This is a genomic window from Streptomyces sp. NBC_00483, from assembly GCF_036013745.1.
Taxonomy (GTDB): domain Bacteria; phylum Actinomycetota; class Actinomycetes; order Streptomycetales; family Streptomycetaceae; genus Streptomyces.
Genome location: NZ_CP107880.1, coordinates 4,721,864 through 4,737,742 on the forward strand (window position 1 = coordinate 4,721,864; position 15,879 = coordinate 4,737,742).

Here is a 15,879-nt window from a genome sequence, read left to right on the forward strand (position 1 = left end):
CCCAGAGAGCGGCGGGGGCGCTGAATGAATGCGGACGACGACGTCACACCGGACGAACTCGTGGGTGTCGTCGCGGCGATGGCCCGGTGGGGCGAGGACCTCTTCCACCCTGTGGAGGTGGAGCTGCGGTTCCGGCTGACGGATCCGCTGGCCGTCACGGTGACGGCCTGGGGCGGCGCGGAGGCGGGCGTCCCGGGGTCCGTGCTGTGGCCGCTGTCGCGGGACCTGCTCCTCGACGGGCTCGAACGGGCGGCGGGCGACGGCGACGTACGCATCGCTCCCTATCGCGTCCCCGGCCGCGACCGGCTGGTCATCGTGGACCTGCGCAGCGCACCCGGCGAGCCCCAACTCGTCCTCGCGCACGACGCGTTGAGCCTGTTCCTCGACCGTACGGAGCGCATGCTGCCGGAGCGCGAGGGCCGCCTCGAAGGGCTCATCGACCGCGCCCTACGAGAGCTGGCGCCGGGGGACGACACCTGAGCGGCCACCCGGGGACGGTGACAAAAACAGCGCCCGGAACGGCCGAAGCCGTCCCGGGCGCTGCCCGTCCGAGCGCGAGCCAGGTGACTAGCTGTTGGCGCAGACGTTGCCCGCCGCCGGGTTGAGCGCGGCGATCAGGTTGAGCGAGTTGCCACAGGCGTTGATCGGAACATCGACCGGAACCTGGATGATGTTTCCGGACAGCACGCCCGGGCTGTTCTGGGCCACACCGGTGGCGCTGGCGCCGTCGGGGCCGTCCACCGCGGAGGCCATGGCAGCGGATCCCATAACAGCGGTCCCGGCCAGCACGGCCGCGGCCGCGAAGGTGCGAAGACGCATCGTTGCTCCCTAGAGAGGTGAGGGAATATGACGCGCCAATCACACCGCCACCCCGCCCCGAATCGGGACAATTGAGCCATCGGGGGGCGTGTCCGTCAGCTCGTCCAGAAATCCCACCAGCGGGTCAGGATCATCACGCCGACGACTCCGATGTGGGCGGCGGTCGGCACCCACGGGAAGTCCGTGAAGAAGGCCCGTACGCCCCGGGACGCCGGGAGGAAGCCGCTGCCGACGTTGAACGCGACCAGATGCCAGAACAGGGCGATGGTGGCCGCCCAGGCCAGGCAGCACCACAGGCACAGCGAGTTGATCCGGTACAGCGACTGGAACTGCAGCCAGGTCACGAACCCGACGCCGAACAGCGCGCCCGCGTTGAAGGTCAGCCAGTACCAGCGGGGAAAGCGGACCCCGGTCAGCAGACTCACGCCGACGCCGGCCACGAGCCCGTAGGCGACGAGGCCGAGCAGCGGATTCGGGAAACCGAACGCGGCGGCCTGCTCGCTCTTCATGATGTTGCCGCAGGACACCACCGGGTTCAGGCTGCACCCGGGCGTGAAGTTCGGGTCCTCAAGGAGCTTGAACTTGTCGATGGTGATGACCCACGACGCGAGCACCCCGGCGGCGCCCGTGACGACGAGGAGCCAGGCGAGCGTCGTTGCGCCCCCGACGCGGGAGTCCGCTGTCGAACTTCCGGTGCCGCGGTGCCGGTTGACCGGTCGGTGCGCGGCAGGGGCGGTCGTCACGCGCGCACGCGCCGGATGGGCAGCAGGCAGTGCGCGGCGGCCATGAGGGTCTCCTCGTCGCCCGCGAACTCCTCCAACTCCTGCTCGGTGACCGGGGATCCCGGCGTCGCGGTGGGCCAGACGCGCGTGGTGAACAGGAAGTACGCGCTCTTGCGGGCCTCCGCCGCCGCCAGCCACTCGGGCGGCACGGAGCACTGGGCGTTCAGGAGCGGCATGGTGACGACGGCCTGGCCCGCCTCGACCAGCAGGGACACCGGGAAGCTGGGGCGGCCCGACGCGTCGTGGACGGTGGTGCCCACCGTGAGGCCGTTGGTCTCCAGGAGGCCGCGCACGGCCGCCTCCGACGCCTCGGGTCCTGCCGGGGAATCACCCATGGAGTAGGCGAGGAGAAAGGGAATGTCGCCCTTTCCATCGGGGTGTTCACCACTCCAGGCGATGACCGCCAGAGTTCCCAGATCGGCTGCTCGAAATGCGGGGCCACTGCTCACAGTTGAAGTCATCGAAGAAGCCTAGCCAGACCCGGTCGGCGCACCGGCCACGGTTCACACGTTTGGCGGAACGCATTCCGCGGACGAAATACCGAAGGCTGACCCGGGAACCCTGGGTCCCGAACCAGCCTTCGACGAATGGCTCGACGTACGAACCTGACGTACGAACCTACTGACCGACGGGGAGACCGCCGAGCATGCTGCCGGCGCCGGAGCCGGAGCCGCTCTCGTTCAGCCCGTCGACGGCGCCCTTGACGGTGCTGACGGCGCCCCCGTCGTTCTTCGGGTCGAGCAGGTTGCTGTCCACCGGCGAGACGTCCAGCGTCGGCTGGCTGGTGATCGTGTTCACCGCGCCGTTCAGGCTCATCGGAGTGAGGTCCGAGGCAAATGCCGGAGCGGCGGCACCGACAATCGCCATCGATCCGGCGACAACGGCAGCGGTCTTCAGAACCTTCATTGTTTATGCCTTCCCTCGACAACTCGCGTCGTCGGTTTGGAAAATACGCTTCTGCTTGCTCAACGAGCGTCCCGACCTCGGGGTGTGCGTCATCGCGCCGAAACCCGAAGGATCCGCACACCCGAAACGGCCGCACAACGGAGCAGCCGCCCCTCGGGGAGGGGCGGCTGCGGAAGAGTCGGGCTGGGCCCGTCAGTCGTTGGCGCAGGTGTTGCCGAACGCCGGGTTCAGCAGACCGATGACGTCAACGGTGTTGCCGCAGGCGTTGACCGGCACGTGCACGGGAACCTGCACGGTGTTGCCCGAGATCACGCCGGGGGAGTTGGTGGCAGCGCCCTGCGCGCCGGAGTCGGCGGCGGCGACGCCGGCCGAGCCGGCCATGGCAGCGGCGGCCATTGCGGAAAAGACGACTGCCTTCGCGGTACGCGACATGAAGCATGCTCCTTGGAGGTCGTTCTGTTCGGCCAGCGCGGGTGCCTGGCACGTGGTGCAACGGGGCGGCCGTACAAGGGGTTGCGGCTCCGAACGGGTGACTGGCCGTCGCGGCGGCCCCTTTGGGGTGACGTCATGAGCGAACGGGTGAACCGGTTCTCGCGGGGCCGGAGGCCGGTGGTCCACTGGGGGCCGTCATGAGATTGGCCGCGCCGCCTTCCTGTCAGCCGTCGGCTCCACGCCGTTGGGAGGGCGGCCCCCGACCCGGGCGCCCCGTGACTCCTCCGGCCCGGCGCCCCATGACAGAGCTCGGGCCGCCGGCGAATGCGGAAAGCCGGCGGCCCGAGCCTTGTGTGCGTTCGGCTGATCAGCCGTTGTGCACACCGTTTCCGGCGAGGACCGGGATGTCACTCAGGATGTGCGAGAGCGGCTCGTCACCCTTGGCCTGGGTGGAGTTCTCGGTGCACTGCTGGTTCTGCGGGGCCGACAGGACCGGCACGTCCTGGACCGCGACCGGCACGACGCCGACGAGCGAACCGACGTTGCCCTTGACGGGCAGGCCGACGCAGGGCTTGTTCAGGGAGCCCTGGACGAGACCGAGCTGCGGGCTCATGTCGCCCGCGGTGGTGGAGTTGCCGTACGTCTGCGACGAGCCGTTGCCGCTGGTCGAGGTCGTGCCGTGGTCGTCGCCGATGGCGAGCGCCTGCGGGGCGGCTGCGGCGGAGACGCCGACGACGGAGACGGCGACCGCTGCGGCGGCCATGGCCTTCTTGAGCATGGTTCTGATTCCTTTTCTGACGGGCACCGGTTACTGCACTGAGCGCAACTGCGGAGGGCGGAAATGGTTCCGCATATCCACCCGATCGGACAGACATCGAAACCCGGTCGAGCACCCGTGCCCCCGCCAAGCGGCCCGCACTGGCGCGATTTTCATTTCATCGACCCCGCGCCGTAATCGGAATCGATCGGAGCCACGTCCGAGTGAACGTGAGCAACCGATGGCGAGCTGCGGAGTTGATACAAGTGCTCCCAGACGGAAATAAGAAGGGGAATTTCCTCATGCTGAAGAAGGCCATGGCTGCCGCGGCGGCCACCGCTTCTCTCGTCGGTATCGCGGCCGCCGCCGCCCCGCAGGCCCTGGCCGTCGGCAACGACGGTGGGACCACGTCCGAGAGCGGCAACAACGCCTCGCAGACGTACGGCAACTCCGCCACGTACGGCAACATGAGCCCGCAGATGGCGCTGATCCAGGGCTCCCTGAACAAGCCCTGCATCGGCCTGCCGGCCAAGGCCAACGTCGGCTCGCTCGTCGGCGTCGTGCCGGTCTCCGTCCAGGACATCCCGGTCCTGTCGGCGCCGCAGAACCAGCAGTGCACCGAGAACTCCACCCAGGCCAAGGGCGACGAGCCGCTCTCGCACATCCTGGAGGACATCCCGGTCCTGTCCGGCAACGGCACCGGCAACAACTGAGGATCCGTTGCATGAATCGGGCCGCCGCTCCGGCGGCCCGGTCTGCTGTTCCGGCGCCGGCCGGAAATTCAGGTAGCTGTACGAGCCTTTTGATCCGCTGCGTCCGGATGTTCGGGAGGTCGCGCACAGTGCCGAATTTCCTGCGAATGGCTCGCGCGGGAATGGTCCGAACGGGTTTCGGTCCGCAACTGCCCGGAATGCAATCCAGTTGACCACACGTAGCTCCGCATCCGGAGCGCGCGTATCGAAAGGGAACCACCCCATGAAGAAGCTCTTCGCAGCCGCCACGATCGCTGCCTCCGTCGCCGGCCTCTCCGCCGTGGCCGCCCCGCAGGCGCTCGCCATCGGCGACGACACCGGCACGACGTCCACCAGCGGCAACGGCTCGTCGCAGACGTACGGCAACTCCGCCACCGCCGGTGACATGAGCCCGCAGCTCGGTCTCGTCCAGGGCTCCCTGAACAAGCCCTGCGTCGGCCTGCCGGCCAAGGCCAACGTCGGTTCGCTCGTCGGCCTCGTGCCGGTCGCGGTCCAGGACATCCCGGTCCTGTCGGCCCCGCAGAACCAGCAGTGCACCGAGAACTCCACCCAGGCCAAGGGTGACGAGCCGCTCTCGCACATCCTGAGCGACATCCCGGTCCTCGCCGGGAACGGCACCGCGAACCACTGAACGGACTGAGGGGCGGTCGCCGGTACGCGCGACCGCCCCTCTCCGTACGGTGTTCCGTACGCCAGGCATGACAAAGGCGGTGGACCGGGATCGGTCCACCGCCTTTGGCGTGTGTTCTTGCGTCGGCTACTGGATCGCGGGGAGGAGGCCGGTGACCGGCGCCACGAGGTCGGTGGCCTGGTGCAGTTCGTTCAGGTGGTTGAGCCCGTTGAGCCCGGAGAGCTGTTCCGCGGTGCTGGGGAGCTGTGCCTGCTGGTCCTCCGGGATCGCCATCGCTGTCAGCGAGTCGACGGTTCCAGTGGGGGAGATGGGTTCGACGGCGTGGGCCGCGGGGGTGGCGGCCGCCGCGGCTCCGACGGCGAGGAGGACGGCGCTGAGGGCACGACGAGTTGAGATCATGTCCGGCTAACGGTGGGGCCGGCGGGGCGGATACGGGGTTCGCGGAGCGCCCACCCGTGAGGGCCAATCGTTCGAGTGGGCGTCGTGCTGGTGCGGTCGACGGGTTTCTACGCCTCGGGGCTCTGCCCTGGACCCCGCGAGTCTCGTCCCGGAGCGGGGCTTGATTTTCCGGGGCCAGCCGAAGGTGAAGGACCGCCGGGGCTTGCATTGCCAGGGCCCGCCGGAAGCGCTGAAGCGGTGAGTAGCGTGTGGACCTCTTGGGCTCTGCGGAGGCCCGCCGGGTAGGGGAGGGCTTGGGCCAGGTGGGTTGCGTGGGTCAGGGCTTGGGCGGACTCGGTGGGGGCGAAGAGGTGGGACAGGGCGGCCGCGTGGGCCAGGTGGGCCTCCACCTCGGCCAGGCGTTCGCCGGTTTGTGCGGCGCGGGTGGCTTCCGCTGTCGCGAGTTCCAGGGCGAGGCGGGGGCGGCCCGCGTGGAGTTGGGCCCAGGCCGTCAGGGACGGCGCGGCGTCGGGGCAGTCGGCGAGGGCGCGGAGGGCGGCCTCGGGGTGGCCGGTGCGCAGGGCGAGTTCGGCGCGGGCGGTGCCGACCTCGTAGCGCGCCTGGCGGTCGCCCAGGTGGTCGGCGGCGGGGGCGGCGCGGTCCAGGAGCTCCGCGGCCGCCGACGTGTCTCCGGTACGGAGCCGGACCAGCGCCAGCGTCGCGAGCGCGTACGGCAGGCACCAGGCGCCGTCGCCCTCCGCGAGCGCCACGGATGCCTCGGCGAGTGCGGTGGCCTCGTCGAACTCCTCCAGCAGGAGATGGAGTTCGGCGAGGTTGAGGCGCTCGAAGGAGGCCGCCGTCGGGTTTCCCGAGCGGTCGGCGAGGTCGAGGGCGCGTTCGCCGCTCGCCACCGCCTCACGCAGCCGGCCGTGGCGGCGCGCGTTCTCCCGCAGGGTGGAGAGGACCGTGCCGAGCAGCGTCGGGTCGCCGTACGCCTCGGCCGGGGCGAGCGCGAGGTCGCCGGCCTCGCGGGCCTCGGTGAGCCGGCCCGAGAGGCCCAGGTTGGTGGCCTGGAGGGCGTAGGAGCGGGCGAGCAGGCCCTGGCCGTGCGGGCCGGGGACCTGTCGCGCGGCGTCCAGGGCCCGGCGGGCGGCGGCGTAACCGTCGTCGTAACTGCCCCGGACGCCGTGCAGCATGGCGTGGGACAGGTGGTGCACGGCGAGGGGTTCGGGGGCGGCTTCCGGGGCGGCCGGGTGGGCGCGGAGCGCGTCGGCGGCGGCGTCGAGGGCGCCGGTGCGCACGAGGGACTCGGCGAGCCGGGCCGCCGTGAGCACCGCGTCGTCGTGTGCGCCGCGCCGGACGAACTCGGTCAGGGCCTCGCGCAGTGACGCGGCGGCCTCTTCGAAGTGGCCCATTCTGGCCAGGACCTGGCTGTGGGCCAGGCGGGCGCGGGCCGCGTCGACGTCGAGGCGGGCGACGAGGTCGCGGTAGTAGCGGTCGGCGGTGTCGTTGGCGTAGAGGGCGGCGGCGCGTTCGGCGGCGCGGCGCAGGTACTCGGCGGCGCGCGGGTCGTCGGCGCGGGCGAAGTGCGAGGCGAGTGCGTCGACGGCGTCGGGGCGGCGGGCGAGGACGGCCCGCGCGAACGCGCCGTGCAGCTGCCTGCGGCGGACCGCGGTCAGCCGCTCGTAGCAGGTGAGGCGGACCAGCGGGTGCCGGAAGGCGAGCCCCGGTTCGGGCCGCCCGGCCACCACGACCTGGCGCTCCTCCACCAGCGAGGCCGCGATGGCCCGTTCGACCCCGTCGGCGGCCGCGGCCCCGGTCACCGGCGGATGCAGGCCGCGCTCGGCGACGTCGAGGAGTTCGGAAAGGGCCGCCTCTCCCCCGGCCACGGACAGCGCCTCGACCAGGCGCCGCGCGTCGGGGTCGAGGCGCACGAGCCGGTCCGCCACCAGCTCCCGCACACCCTGGGGCGCTCCGGCGCCGGCCGGTCCCTCGGCCGGGCCACGGGCGAGTTCGAGGGCGAACAGCGGGTTGCCGAGGGAGAGTTCCCACACCCGCTGTTCCTGCCCGGGACGTGGCGCCGCGTCCCGCGCCACCGCGAGGCACGCCTCCCGGTCGAGCAGCCCCAACTCCTCGCGTACAGCGAGCCGTTGACGTACCAGGAAGCTCAGGATGGCGCGCCGTGCGTCGTCGTCGGGAAGTTCCTCCTCGCGGTACGTCACCAGGAAGCGCAGCCGGATCCCGCGGTCCGCGGCGCGGCGGGCGAGGTGGCTCATGAGCTGGTACGAGCCGGTGTCGGCGGCGTGCAGGTCGTCGAGGACGGCGAGCACCGGACGGGCGGCGGCCAGGTCACCGAGAAGCGCGGCGCTCGCCCGGAACAACCGGTCGCGTTCCTCCTCGGGGCTGCGTTCGCCGGATGTGCGGATCTGGCCCAAGGACGGGAGGAACACGGCCAGTTCGGGATACTCGGCGCCGACCCGGGCCCGCTCCGCCGCGTCGTGCTCGGCCAGCCACCCGTCGAGCGCCTCCGCGAACGCCCCGTACGGCGTGTGCCCCTCCGCGTCCTGACCGCCACCCCACAGCACGGCCGTGCCGGAGGCCGCGGCCCGCCGCGCCACCTCGCCCACCAGGCGCGTCTTGCCGACGCCCGCCTCGCCGGTGAGCAGCGTGACCGGCGGCCCCTCGGCGGCGAGCAGCCGGTCGAGCACCGCGTCGCGGCCGTGCAGCGGGGTGGCGGGTGCGGCTCGCAGCGGCGACGGCAACGTTGTCGTGATCGGCACCGGGGCGGGCGCCGCCGCGAGGGCCGCCCGGTGCAGCTGCTCCGTTTCGGGACCGGGGCGGACGCCCAGTTCGGCGTCGAGCGCCTCGCGGCACGCGTGGTACTGGTGCAGCGCGCGCCGCCGCAGGCCCTGGCGCAGGGAGGCGTCGATGAGGACGCGGTGGGCCAGCTCCTCGGCGGGGCTGGTGGCGAGGACCTGCTGGGCCACGGCCGCCGCGTCCGTTGCCGAGCCCGCCGCGAGGTGCGCCTCGGCGAGGCCGAGCAGCAGCCGTTCCCGCAGCAGCGCGAGCCGCCCGCGGCGCTCATCGGCCCAGTCCACGTACCGGTCCTCGGGGAGCAGTTCGCCGGTGAACAGGGCGAGGGCGGCGGCCAGTTCGGCCACCGCTGCCCCCTCCTCGACCACCGCCTCGGTGAGCGCCGCCTCCGCCGCCGTCTCCGCCGCGTCGGCGTCGATCCATACGGTCGCCGGGTCGAGGAGGAGCATGCCGCCGTCGGACAGGAGGTACGACGACGCGGCGCGCGGGGCGAGTTCGGGTTCCAGCGCGTGGCGCGCGGCGTGCAGGGCGACGCGCAGGCTGCCCGCGGCGGCGGACGGGTCGGCGTCGGGCCAGCAGCTGTCCATGGCCTGCTCGCGGTGGAGGCGGTGGCCGGGCACGACGGCGAGCAGCTTCACCAGGGCGCGGGCGCCGGGGCGCGGCCAGCGTTCGGCGAGCGGGGGTCCGGTGTCACGGGTCGCGCTGAACCCACCGAGAAGGCGCAGACGCAGCAGTGGAGCGGCGGGTTCCGTCCCGTTCGTCTGACGTGTGCTCATGAAGGCGACACTGTAACCGAGCACGCCATGAACCCCCTGGGCGAGGCCCAGGGGGTCCGGATCGGTCAGGTCATCCGTCGGTCACGTGCGCGCGGGCTCAGGAGAGCTTGTACGTGGTGACCTGGTGGATGCCGTTGTCGAACACCTGGTAGCCGCCGCCGAGGTCCTCGGCCAGCCGGTCCAGGCCGTAGTCGTCGCCCTGGAGCGAGAGCACCTCGTCGGTGCCGTCGCCGTCGAGGTCGGCGGCCAGGAAGTTGCGGGTGCCGATGGCGTCGGCGTCGCCGAGGGCCTGCTGGAAGGAGTTGCCGTTCTCGAAGAAGTCCGCGTCCCCGGCGTAGGCGGAGACGGAGCCCTCGCTGCCCGCGATCAGCAGCTTGCGGCCACCGGGTCCGGTGGCGAACGCGCCGTTGTAGGACTGCCCGATCACCGAGGCCAGGGCGTCGTCGGTGCCCTCACCGGAGAACCTCCGGAAGGACGAGGTGCCCGCCTGGTACAGCTTGCCGTCGTCGGTGAAGAAGCCGCCGTGCGTCCACAGCCCGCCCATGGTCGTGGAGTGCACCACCTTGCCGGTGCGGCCGTCGCGGATCTCCATGTACGTGTGCGGGGCGCTGGAGTCGGTGGAGCCGACGCCCGCCTGCGACTGGATGTCCCAGGTGTAGACGACCGCGTGGCCGTCCGCGTACGGGATCTCCGGGGAGGCGAAGGTGCCCTTGTACGTGAGCGCGGCGTGGATGACCCCGTCGGTCGACACGTCGGGGACCGGCGGCGCGACGCTCCACTTCGCCTTGCCGTTCTTGGCGTTGAGCGCGACCGCGTTGGCCCCCGGGTCGGCCAGGTTGATCGAGCCGGCCTTGGAGTACGAGGTGTAGACCTTGCCGTCCTCGACCGACGGGTCGGAGAACACCACGTCGCCGAGGTCCTTGGGCGCCGCGTACGACCAGATCTTGTGGCCGTCGCCGTAGTAGGCGTTCAGGGTGTTCGTCGGGACGACGATGTCCTTCTCGCCGTCGCCGTCGAGGTCGGCGAGCTTGACCGAGTGGACGAACTGGCCGCCGCCGTCGATGGTGGCGAGCGTCTTGCCGTTCTTGGCGTTGAGGACGACCACGGCGGAGTCGGCGGCGACGACGATCTCGTCCTTGCCGTCGCCGTTGACGTCGCCCTTCTGCATGTCGTGCACCGCGCCGGGGACCGTGGCCCGCCACAGCTTCTCCGGCTTGCCGTTCATCAGCGAGGGACCGGAGTAGGCCCACACGCCGTTCGACGAACCGGCCATCACCACATCGGACTTGCCGTCCTTGTCGACGTCGGTGCTCTGCGCGAAGGAGATGTCCGCCTGGAGCGGGGTGATCGCCTGCTGCTTGCCGTTGGTGAGCTTGAACGTGCGGATGTTCTGGCTCTGGTCGATGACGCGGACGTGGGTGCCCGCGGCGTCGGTGAAGACGTCCTGGTACATCGGCGCGCCGGTCAGGCCCTTGTTCTGCCAGACGACGGCGCCCTTGCCCGAGTACACGGTCGTCGCGGCGAAGCGGCCGCCGCCCACGTTCTGCGACTCGAGGATCTTGCGGTCGTCGTCGCCCGCGGCGATGAGCTTGCCGTCGGCGACCTGGAGGCGCCAGGTGTTCGGCCCGTTCGAGTTGTTGTCGGCGTCGCGCTTGGTCGTCTGCGACCACAGCAGCTTGCCGGGGTCGGCGCCATTCAGCACGCGCACCGTGTTGGCGTTCACCTGGAGGTAGTTGTCCAGGGAGGACTCGGCGACCGCGTACTCGTCGCCCGCCTTGGCCGTGAGGTCACCGACCGCCAGGGCGGTGGGCAGCACGTTGACCCGGGTCTCCAGCGTCGAACGGTGGCCGTTCTTCAGGTCGTACGCGGCGATCTCGTACTTCACCGCGTCGTTGACGTCGGACTGCTCGACGACGACGAGGCGCCCCCGGCCGGCGTCGACGCGGATCTGGCGGCTGTAGAGCATGCTGTCGGTCTGCCAGGCGACCGAGCCGTCCGCCACGTTCATGACGAGGGTGCGGCCCCGGCCCTCGACGGAGTCGGTCTTGGCCCGGTCCCAGGAGACGACGATCTTGCCCTTGCCGAGGTCCTGGATGTCGCCCCAGACGGAGTCCCCGGTCTCACCGGTGTCGTACGTCCACGTCGACGACGGGGTCAGCTTGCCGTCCGCCGACGAGAAGCGGATGCCGGTCAGCTTCGTCGTGTCGGTGGCCGGCGAGTTCATGTTCAGGCTGGGCACGTCGGCGACGAGCAGCGTGTCGTCGACGACCTTGACCATGGTGGCGTAGTCGTACAGCTTCGACCAGGCCGTCTTGCCGGTCCTGCCGTCGAGGACCGTCACGAACGTGCCGTTGGGCAGCGACGAGCCGGGCGAGGTGAACGGGCGGTAGGACATGATGCCGACGCTCGCCGAGAAGACGATGTCGTCGACGCCGTCGCCGGTCAGGTCGCCCGTCGAGTAGCCGGAGTCGGAGGAGGGCGTGAACGGCGTGACCGCGTTGTAGCCCATCATGATCCGGATCGGGAACGGCTCGGGCTGGTACACGCGCAGCGGCTTGACCTGCCAGTCCTCGTAGTACGAGGTGTTGGTGCGCTCCCACTTGGACTCGCCGTCGGCGGAGTGCAGCTGTACGTTGCCGCGGCTGTGGACGGTGAAGTAGTCGCCCTTCTTGCCGGTCGGCACGGTGGCGCCCATGCCGAGGGCGCCCTCCATCGTGGACTTGCCGGTGAAGGTGACCTTGTCGGAGGCGGCCTTGGTGGTCTTGGCGGCCGGCTTCTTCGCCGTGTCGGCCTTCTCGTCGGCGTCGCCGTACGGGTCGAGGTTGACGTTGGCCTCGAGCTTCTTGGCCTGGGCGTCGGTCAGCTTCATGACGCCGCCGTCACCGCTGTCGGCGGCCAGGGCCGCCGGGGCCGCGCTCAGGCAGAGCCCGGCGGCGACGAGGGCGGAGGCGAGCCTGAGGCCGCGCCGCGTGTGGGTGGGTCTCATGATCAGGCTCCCTGGGTGAAGCGGATGGCCGAACCGCCGGTGACGACCGACTGGTTGAAGGAGTACTCAAGAGCGTCGGTGCCGGCCTGGTTCTGGATGCCGACGGTGGCGCCCGCGCCCTTGTCGGGGACCGACTGGTACTGCAAGGTCACGGAGCCGGTGGCCTCGTCGAAGACGACCTCGAAGGTGGCGCGGTCCGAAGTGCCGTTCCCGTAGGCGGCCTTGTTCCAGACGATCGCGAACTTGCGGCTGCCCTTGGTACCGGTGGTCGCCGTCTGCACGGACGACTTCTTGTCGAGGACGAGGTCGTCCCAGAGCGGCGCGATGAACCCGTTGGGGTTGTACTCGGTGGGCAGCGCGGTGTTCGCGTAGTCACCGACGCGCGGCGCCAGGAAGTTGACCATGCCGTCGGTGGTGACCGACGTGGTCGAGTACGGGACGCCGTAGTGCTTGACCGAGAATGGCAGCGAGATCGTCGTCGCGTCCTCGTCACCGGTCAGGGCGACCTTCTTGGAGCCGGCGATCCAGGAGTACGCGACCGGCTTGCAGCTGTTGCCGGTGGCGTCGGTGCGGGCCGGGACCTGGACGTTCTTCGTGAGGTCGGCGGTGGCGACGGTGAACTCGCCGTTGTAGACGCCGTTGCACACGAGCGGCGCCGTGGGCTTCACGGTCAGCGTGAACGCGCCCTCGGCGACCTTCGGCAGCGTGTACGTGCCCTTGGCGTCGGTGGTGACCGACGGCACCGGGGAGCCGATGACCTCGACGGTCGCGCCGGGCAGGGCCTTGCCGGAGACGTCGAGGACGGTGCCGGTGACCTTGTGCGTGGCGACCGGGGCCATCGCGACGTCCTGGGTCAGCGTCTGGCCGGTGGTGAGCTCGACACCGCCGATCTTGGTCTCGGCGTGGCCGTAGCCGCTGAGCGAGAAGTCGTAGGTGCCGGGAACCAGCGTGATGCGGTAGCCGCCGTCGGCGTCGGTGGTCGTGGTGCGGGTGCCGGTGGTGCCGGTGACCTTGACGACGATGCCCTGGAGCGCGGCCCCGGTGGCCTTGTCGGTGGCCCTGCCGGTGACGATGGCCGCGGTGTGCGGGGCCTTGTCGATCGTGGCGAGGGCGTCGAGCTTGCCCTCGCCCCACACGTTGTTCATGCCGGCGGTGCCGCCGCAGTGGGTGTCGTCGACGTCACGCGCACCCTCGTTGAGGAGCGCACGGGTCTCGTCGATCTTGCCGACCAGCGAGGGGACGGCCGCCCACAGCAGCGCGACGGAGCCCGCGACGTGCGGGGTCGCCATCGACGTGCCCTGGATGGTGTTGTACGCCGAACCCGGCCACGTGGAGCGGATATTGACGCCCGGCGCCGTGATGTTCGGCTTGGCCGAGCCGTCCAGCGGCGAAGGGCCGAAGCTGGAGAAGTTGGCGATCTTGCCGGCCGAGTCGTAGGCGCCGACACCGTAGGACGATTCCTGCGAGCCCGGCGGGTGGGTCGTCGAACAGGTCTTGCCGTTGCCCTCGTTGCCGGCCGCGAAGGCCGCGAAGATGCCCGCGGAGTCCCAGGCGTCGAGGATGTCCTGGTAGAAGGGGGCGGTCCCGTACGGGTCGCCCCACGAGTTGTTGACGATGTTCGGGGCGAGGTCCGGGCGCGGGTTCTGACCGTTGTGGTCGGTCGGCGCGAGGATCCACTGACCCGCGGCGAGCAGGTTGGTGTTCGAGCACTCGTCGCTCTCGCAGCCCTTGGCGGCGATCCACTTCGCGTTCGGGGCGGCGCCGATGCCGTTCTTGCCGACCATCGTGCCCATGGTGTGGGTGCCGTGGCCCGCGTTGTCGCACGGGGTGCCGTCGGAGGGGCAGGTGCCCGACGGGTCGTAGAAGTTGTAGTCGTTCGTGAAGGAGCCGTCGCCGTTGTTGCCCCGGTAGCTGTCCACGAGGTCCGGGTGGTCGTACTGCACACCCGAGTCGACGCTGGCGACGACGATGCCCTCGCCGCGGTCCTTGTACTCGTCCCAGACCTGGTCGGCCTTGATGTCGGAGATGCCCCACTCGGGCGTCTCAGCACTGTCGGCGGACGCCTCGGTCCCCGAGGCGGTGCGCGTCTTGGTGACCTTCTTGTCGGAGGTCTCCATGTCGTCGAGCTTGAACTTCCGCTCCTTGACGATCTGCTTGACGTCGGAGCGCTTCGCCAGCTCCGCGACGAGGTCCTGGTCGCCGGTCACCCGGACGGTGTTGGCGATCCAGTAGTCCGTGTGCCCGACCTTCTCCTTGTCGAGGAAGGAGTTCAGGGAGCGCTGCGAGTCCTTGGCGTGCGCGCGCAGCTCCTTGTAGGCGGCCTTCGCCTTGGCGGCGTGCGTGCGCTGCTTCTTGGCGCCGGACAGATCGGCCTGGTCCTTGAGGACGACGAAGAACGTGGCGTCGTCGCCCTTCGCCACGGCCTTCTCAAGGGCGGAGTCGACCTTGCCGGAATGCGCCGGGGCGGTCGTGTCGGCGACGGCGGGCAACGGACTGCTGAACAGGGCGGCAGTCGCGGTCAGCGACGCCGCCGCCCACACGGCGCGTCTGCGCCGGGACGGTCGGGGCAGGTGCATCGGGTGCGCTCCTCCGGGACGGATGACGGGGAGGATGCACGCTATGAAGGGGCCGTTACTGCGCCATTACTGCCGCCTGCGGACCGCCGTTCGCGCCCGCCGGGGGCAGGGCGGGGCGCACGGTGTGTACGCCCCGGTCACACCCCCACCCCACGCGCCCGCAGCCACGGCAGCGGGTCGATGCCCGAGCCGAACTGCGGCGTGATCCGCACCTCGAAGTGCAGATGCGGTCCGCTGACGTTGCCGGTCGCGCCGGAGAGGCCGAGGACCTCGCCCGCGTCGAGGCGGGAGCCGACCTTCACGCCGATCCGCGACAGGTGCGCGTACTGCGTGTAGTAGCCGTCGGCGTGCCGGAGGACCACCTGGTTGCCGAAGCCGTCGCCGCAGCCCGTGAAGACGACGGTCCCGGCGCCGACCGCGCGCACCGGCGTCCCGGTGGGCACGGCGAAGTCCTGGCCGGTGTGCGTGTGCGCCCACAGGCGGCCGCCCGAGCCGAAGCCCGCCGACAGCGGCGCGGGGCTCACCGGCTTCACCCAGGCCCGCCCCGTCCGCCCCTTGCCGGCCCGCTTCTGCCCGCCCACGTCGCCGCGCGCACAGTTCCCGCCACCCGTCGGCATCGGCCCGGCCGCGGGGACCCGCGCACGGGCCCGCCGCACCTCCGCCTCTGCCTTCGCCAGTTTCGCCTCGATGTCTTCGCGGGCGGCCGACCGGCGCTCCTCCTGCGCCTTGAGCCCCTTCACCAGGCGCGCGGACTCGGCACGCCGGTCGGCGACCCGGTCCCGGGACTCGGTGAGGCGGTCGGTGAGCTGCCGGGCGGCGCGGTCTCCGCGGCTCGCGCGGACGGTGGCGTCGAGGGCCCGCTGCGGGGAGGACGAGGTGAGCAGCGGCAGCATCGTGCCGAGGCCCGAGGCCCCTTGGTACTCGCTGCGCGCCTGGCGGCCGAGGGTGGCCCTGAGCACGTCGAGCCGGCGCTGCTCCGCGGCCTGCCGCCGGGCGACGTCGGCAAGCCGGCGCTCGCCCGTGCGCACGGCGTCCTGCGCCTTCTCGTGCGCCGCGACGGCGTTCGACGCCTCCTGCATCAGCCGGTCGGCGCGGGCCGAGAGCCGTCCGATGCCGGGGCCGTCGTCCGCGGACGCCGGGCCGGTGCCGGAGGCGAGGAGCGCGGCGATCGCCGCGGCCACGCATGCGGCCGTCCCCGTACGCCTCGTTGCGTTCCGTCGTACACATCGCATCGACCGAATGTCGCAAAAAAGACAAGCCGGATGGTTGG

At 71.2% G+C, this 15,879-nt stretch carries 14 protein-coding genes; 3 read left to right on the forward strand and 11 right to left on the reverse strand.

Annotated elements, in window-relative coordinates; genetic code table 11:
* Nucleotides 1-24: 24 nt before the first annotated feature.
* Nucleotides 25-480, forward strand: a complete 456-nt coding sequence (locus OHA73_RS21015; RefSeq protein WP_327655812.1) for an SsgA family sporulation/cell division regulator — start codon at nt 25-27, stop codon at nt 478-480.
* 87 nt (nt 481-567) lie between these two features.
* Here the strand turns inward: OHA73_RS21015 and OHA73_RS21020 are convergent, their stop codons facing one another.
* The 6 genes from OHA73_RS21020 to OHA73_RS21045 form a co-directional block, all read right to left on the reverse strand.
* Nucleotides 568-819, reverse strand: coding sequence for a chaplin (locus OHA73_RS21020; RefSeq protein ID WP_323179542.1), 252 nt, complete (start codon nt 817-819; stop codon nt 568-570).
* Between the two features lie 95 nt (nt 820-914).
* Nucleotides 915-1,562 (reverse strand): vitamin K epoxide reductase family protein, encoded by a 648-nt coding sequence (locus tag OHA73_RS21025; protein ID WP_327655813.1) that lies wholly within the window; start codon nt 1,560-1,562, stop codon nt 915-917.
* The gene (locus OHA73_RS21030) at nt 1,559-2,062 is read right to left on the reverse strand and encodes a DUF5949 family protein (protein WP_266711535.1); all 504 of its coding nucleotides are present in this window, start codon (nt 2,060-2,062) and stop codon (nt 1,559-1,561) included. The genes OHA73_RS21025 and OHA73_RS21030 overlap by 4 nt, the downstream gene beginning before the upstream one ends.
* Nucleotides 2,063-2,219: 157 nt before the next feature.
* Nucleotides 2,220-2,507 (reverse strand): hypothetical protein, encoded by a 288-nt coding sequence (locus OHA73_RS21035; protein ID WP_266711536.1) that lies wholly within the window; start codon nt 2,505-2,507, stop codon nt 2,220-2,222.
* A gap of 192 nt (nt 2,508-2,699) precedes the next feature.
* Complete coding sequence (locus OHA73_RS21040; protein WP_323179543.1) at nt 2,700-2,939, reverse strand: chaplin; 240 nt, start codon at nt 2,937-2,939, stop codon at nt 2,700-2,702.
* 367 nt (nt 2,940-3,306) lie between these two features.
* Nucleotides 3,307-3,717, reverse strand: a complete 411-nt coding sequence (locus tag OHA73_RS21045; protein WP_327655814.1) for a rodlin — start codon at nt 3,715-3,717, stop codon at nt 3,307-3,309.
* A gap of 281 nt (nt 3,718-3,998) precedes the next feature.
* On the opposite strand from OHA73_RS21045, the gene OHA73_RS21050 reads away from it, so the two are divergent.
* A complete protein-coding gene (locus tag OHA73_RS21050) occupies nt 3,999-4,409 on the forward strand; it encodes a rodlin (RefSeq protein WP_266711540.1) in 411 nt (136 codons plus the stop codon).
* Nucleotides 4,410-4,671: 262 nt separating this feature from the next.
* Entirely contained in the window at nt 4,672-5,079 is a 408-nt protein-coding gene (locus tag OHA73_RS21055; protein ID WP_266711542.1) for a rodlin, read from the forward strand.
* Nucleotides 5,080-5,205: 126 nt separating this feature from the next.
* Here the strand turns inward: OHA73_RS21055 and OHA73_RS21060 are convergent, their stop codons facing one another.
* From OHA73_RS21060 to OHA73_RS21080, 5 genes are all read right to left on the reverse strand, one after another.
* Complete coding sequence (locus OHA73_RS21060; RefSeq protein WP_267070006.1) at nt 5,206-5,478, reverse strand: hypothetical protein; 273 nt, start codon at nt 5,476-5,478, stop codon at nt 5,206-5,208.
* Nucleotides 5,479-5,585: 107 nt separating this feature from the next.
* The gene (locus OHA73_RS21065; RefSeq protein ID WP_327655815.1) at nt 5,586-9,047 is read right to left on the reverse strand and encodes an ATP-binding protein; all 3,462 of its coding nucleotides are present in this window, start codon (nt 9,045-9,047) and stop codon (nt 5,586-5,588) included.
* A 97-nt stretch (nt 9,048-9,144) separates the two neighbouring features.
* Nucleotides 9,145-12,033 (reverse strand): FG-GAP repeat domain-containing protein, encoded by a 2,889-nt coding sequence (locus OHA73_RS21070; protein ID WP_327655816.1) that lies wholly within the window; start codon nt 12,031-12,033, stop codon nt 9,145-9,147.
* A 2-nt stretch (nt 12,034-12,035) separates the two neighbouring features.
* Nucleotides 12,036-14,609, reverse strand: coding sequence for a S8 family serine peptidase (locus OHA73_RS21075; protein ID WP_327655817.1), 2,574 nt, complete (start codon nt 14,607-14,609; stop codon nt 12,036-12,038).
* A gap of 137 nt (nt 14,610-14,746) precedes the next feature.
* The gene (locus tag OHA73_RS21080; protein ID WP_323187261.1) at nt 14,747-15,790 is read right to left on the reverse strand and encodes a peptidoglycan DD-metalloendopeptidase family protein; all 1,044 of its coding nucleotides are present in this window, start codon (nt 15,788-15,790) and stop codon (nt 14,747-14,749) included.
* Nucleotides 15,791-15,879: the final 89 nt, after the last annotated feature.

Bases quoted from the DNA above. Each gene is read 5' to 3' on its own strand.
- OHA73_RS21015 (WP_327655812.1), top strand. From the start codon at position 25: ATGAATGCGGACGACGACGTCACACCGGACGAACTCGTGGGTGTCGTC.
- OHA73_RS21020 (WP_323179542.1), bottom strand. From the start codon at position 819: ATGCGTCTTCGCACCTTCGCGGCCGCGGCCGTGCTGGCCGGGACCGCT.
- OHA73_RS21030 (WP_266711535.1), bottom strand. From the start codon at position 2,062: ATGACTTCAACTGTGAGCAGTGGCCCCGCATTTCGAGCAGCCGATCTG.
- OHA73_RS21035 (WP_266711536.1), bottom strand. From the start codon at position 2,507: ATGAAGGTTCTGAAGACCGCTGCCGTTGTCGCCGGATCGATGGCGATT.
- OHA73_RS21040 (WP_323179543.1), bottom strand. From the start codon at position 2,939: ATGTCGCGTACCGCGAAGGCAGTCGTCTTTTCCGCAATGGCCGCCGCT.
- OHA73_RS21045 (WP_327655814.1), bottom strand. From the start codon at position 3,717: ATGCTCAAGAAGGCCATGGCCGCCGCAGCGGTCGCCGTCTCCGTCGTC.
- OHA73_RS21050 (WP_266711540.1), top strand. From the start codon at position 3,999: ATGCTGAAGAAGGCCATGGCTGCCGCGGCGGCCACCGCTTCTCTCGTC.
- OHA73_RS21055 (WP_266711542.1), top strand. From the start codon at position 4,672: ATGAAGAAGCTCTTCGCAGCCGCCACGATCGCTGCCTCCGTCGCCGGC.
- OHA73_RS21060 (WP_267070006.1), bottom strand. From the start codon at position 5,478: ATGATCTCAACTCGTCGTGCCCTCAGCGCCGTCCTCCTCGCCGTCGGA.
- OHA73_RS21065 (WP_327655815.1), bottom strand. From the start codon at position 9,047: ATGAGCACACGTCAGACGAACGGGACGGAACCCGCCGCTCCACTGCTG.
- OHA73_RS21070 (WP_327655816.1), bottom strand. From the start codon at position 12,033: ATGAGACCCACCCACACGCGGCGCGGCCTCAGGCTCGCCTCCGCCCTC.
- OHA73_RS21075 (WP_327655817.1), bottom strand. From the start codon at position 14,609: ATGCACCTGCCCCGACCGTCCCGGCGCAGACGCGCCGTGTGGGCGGCG.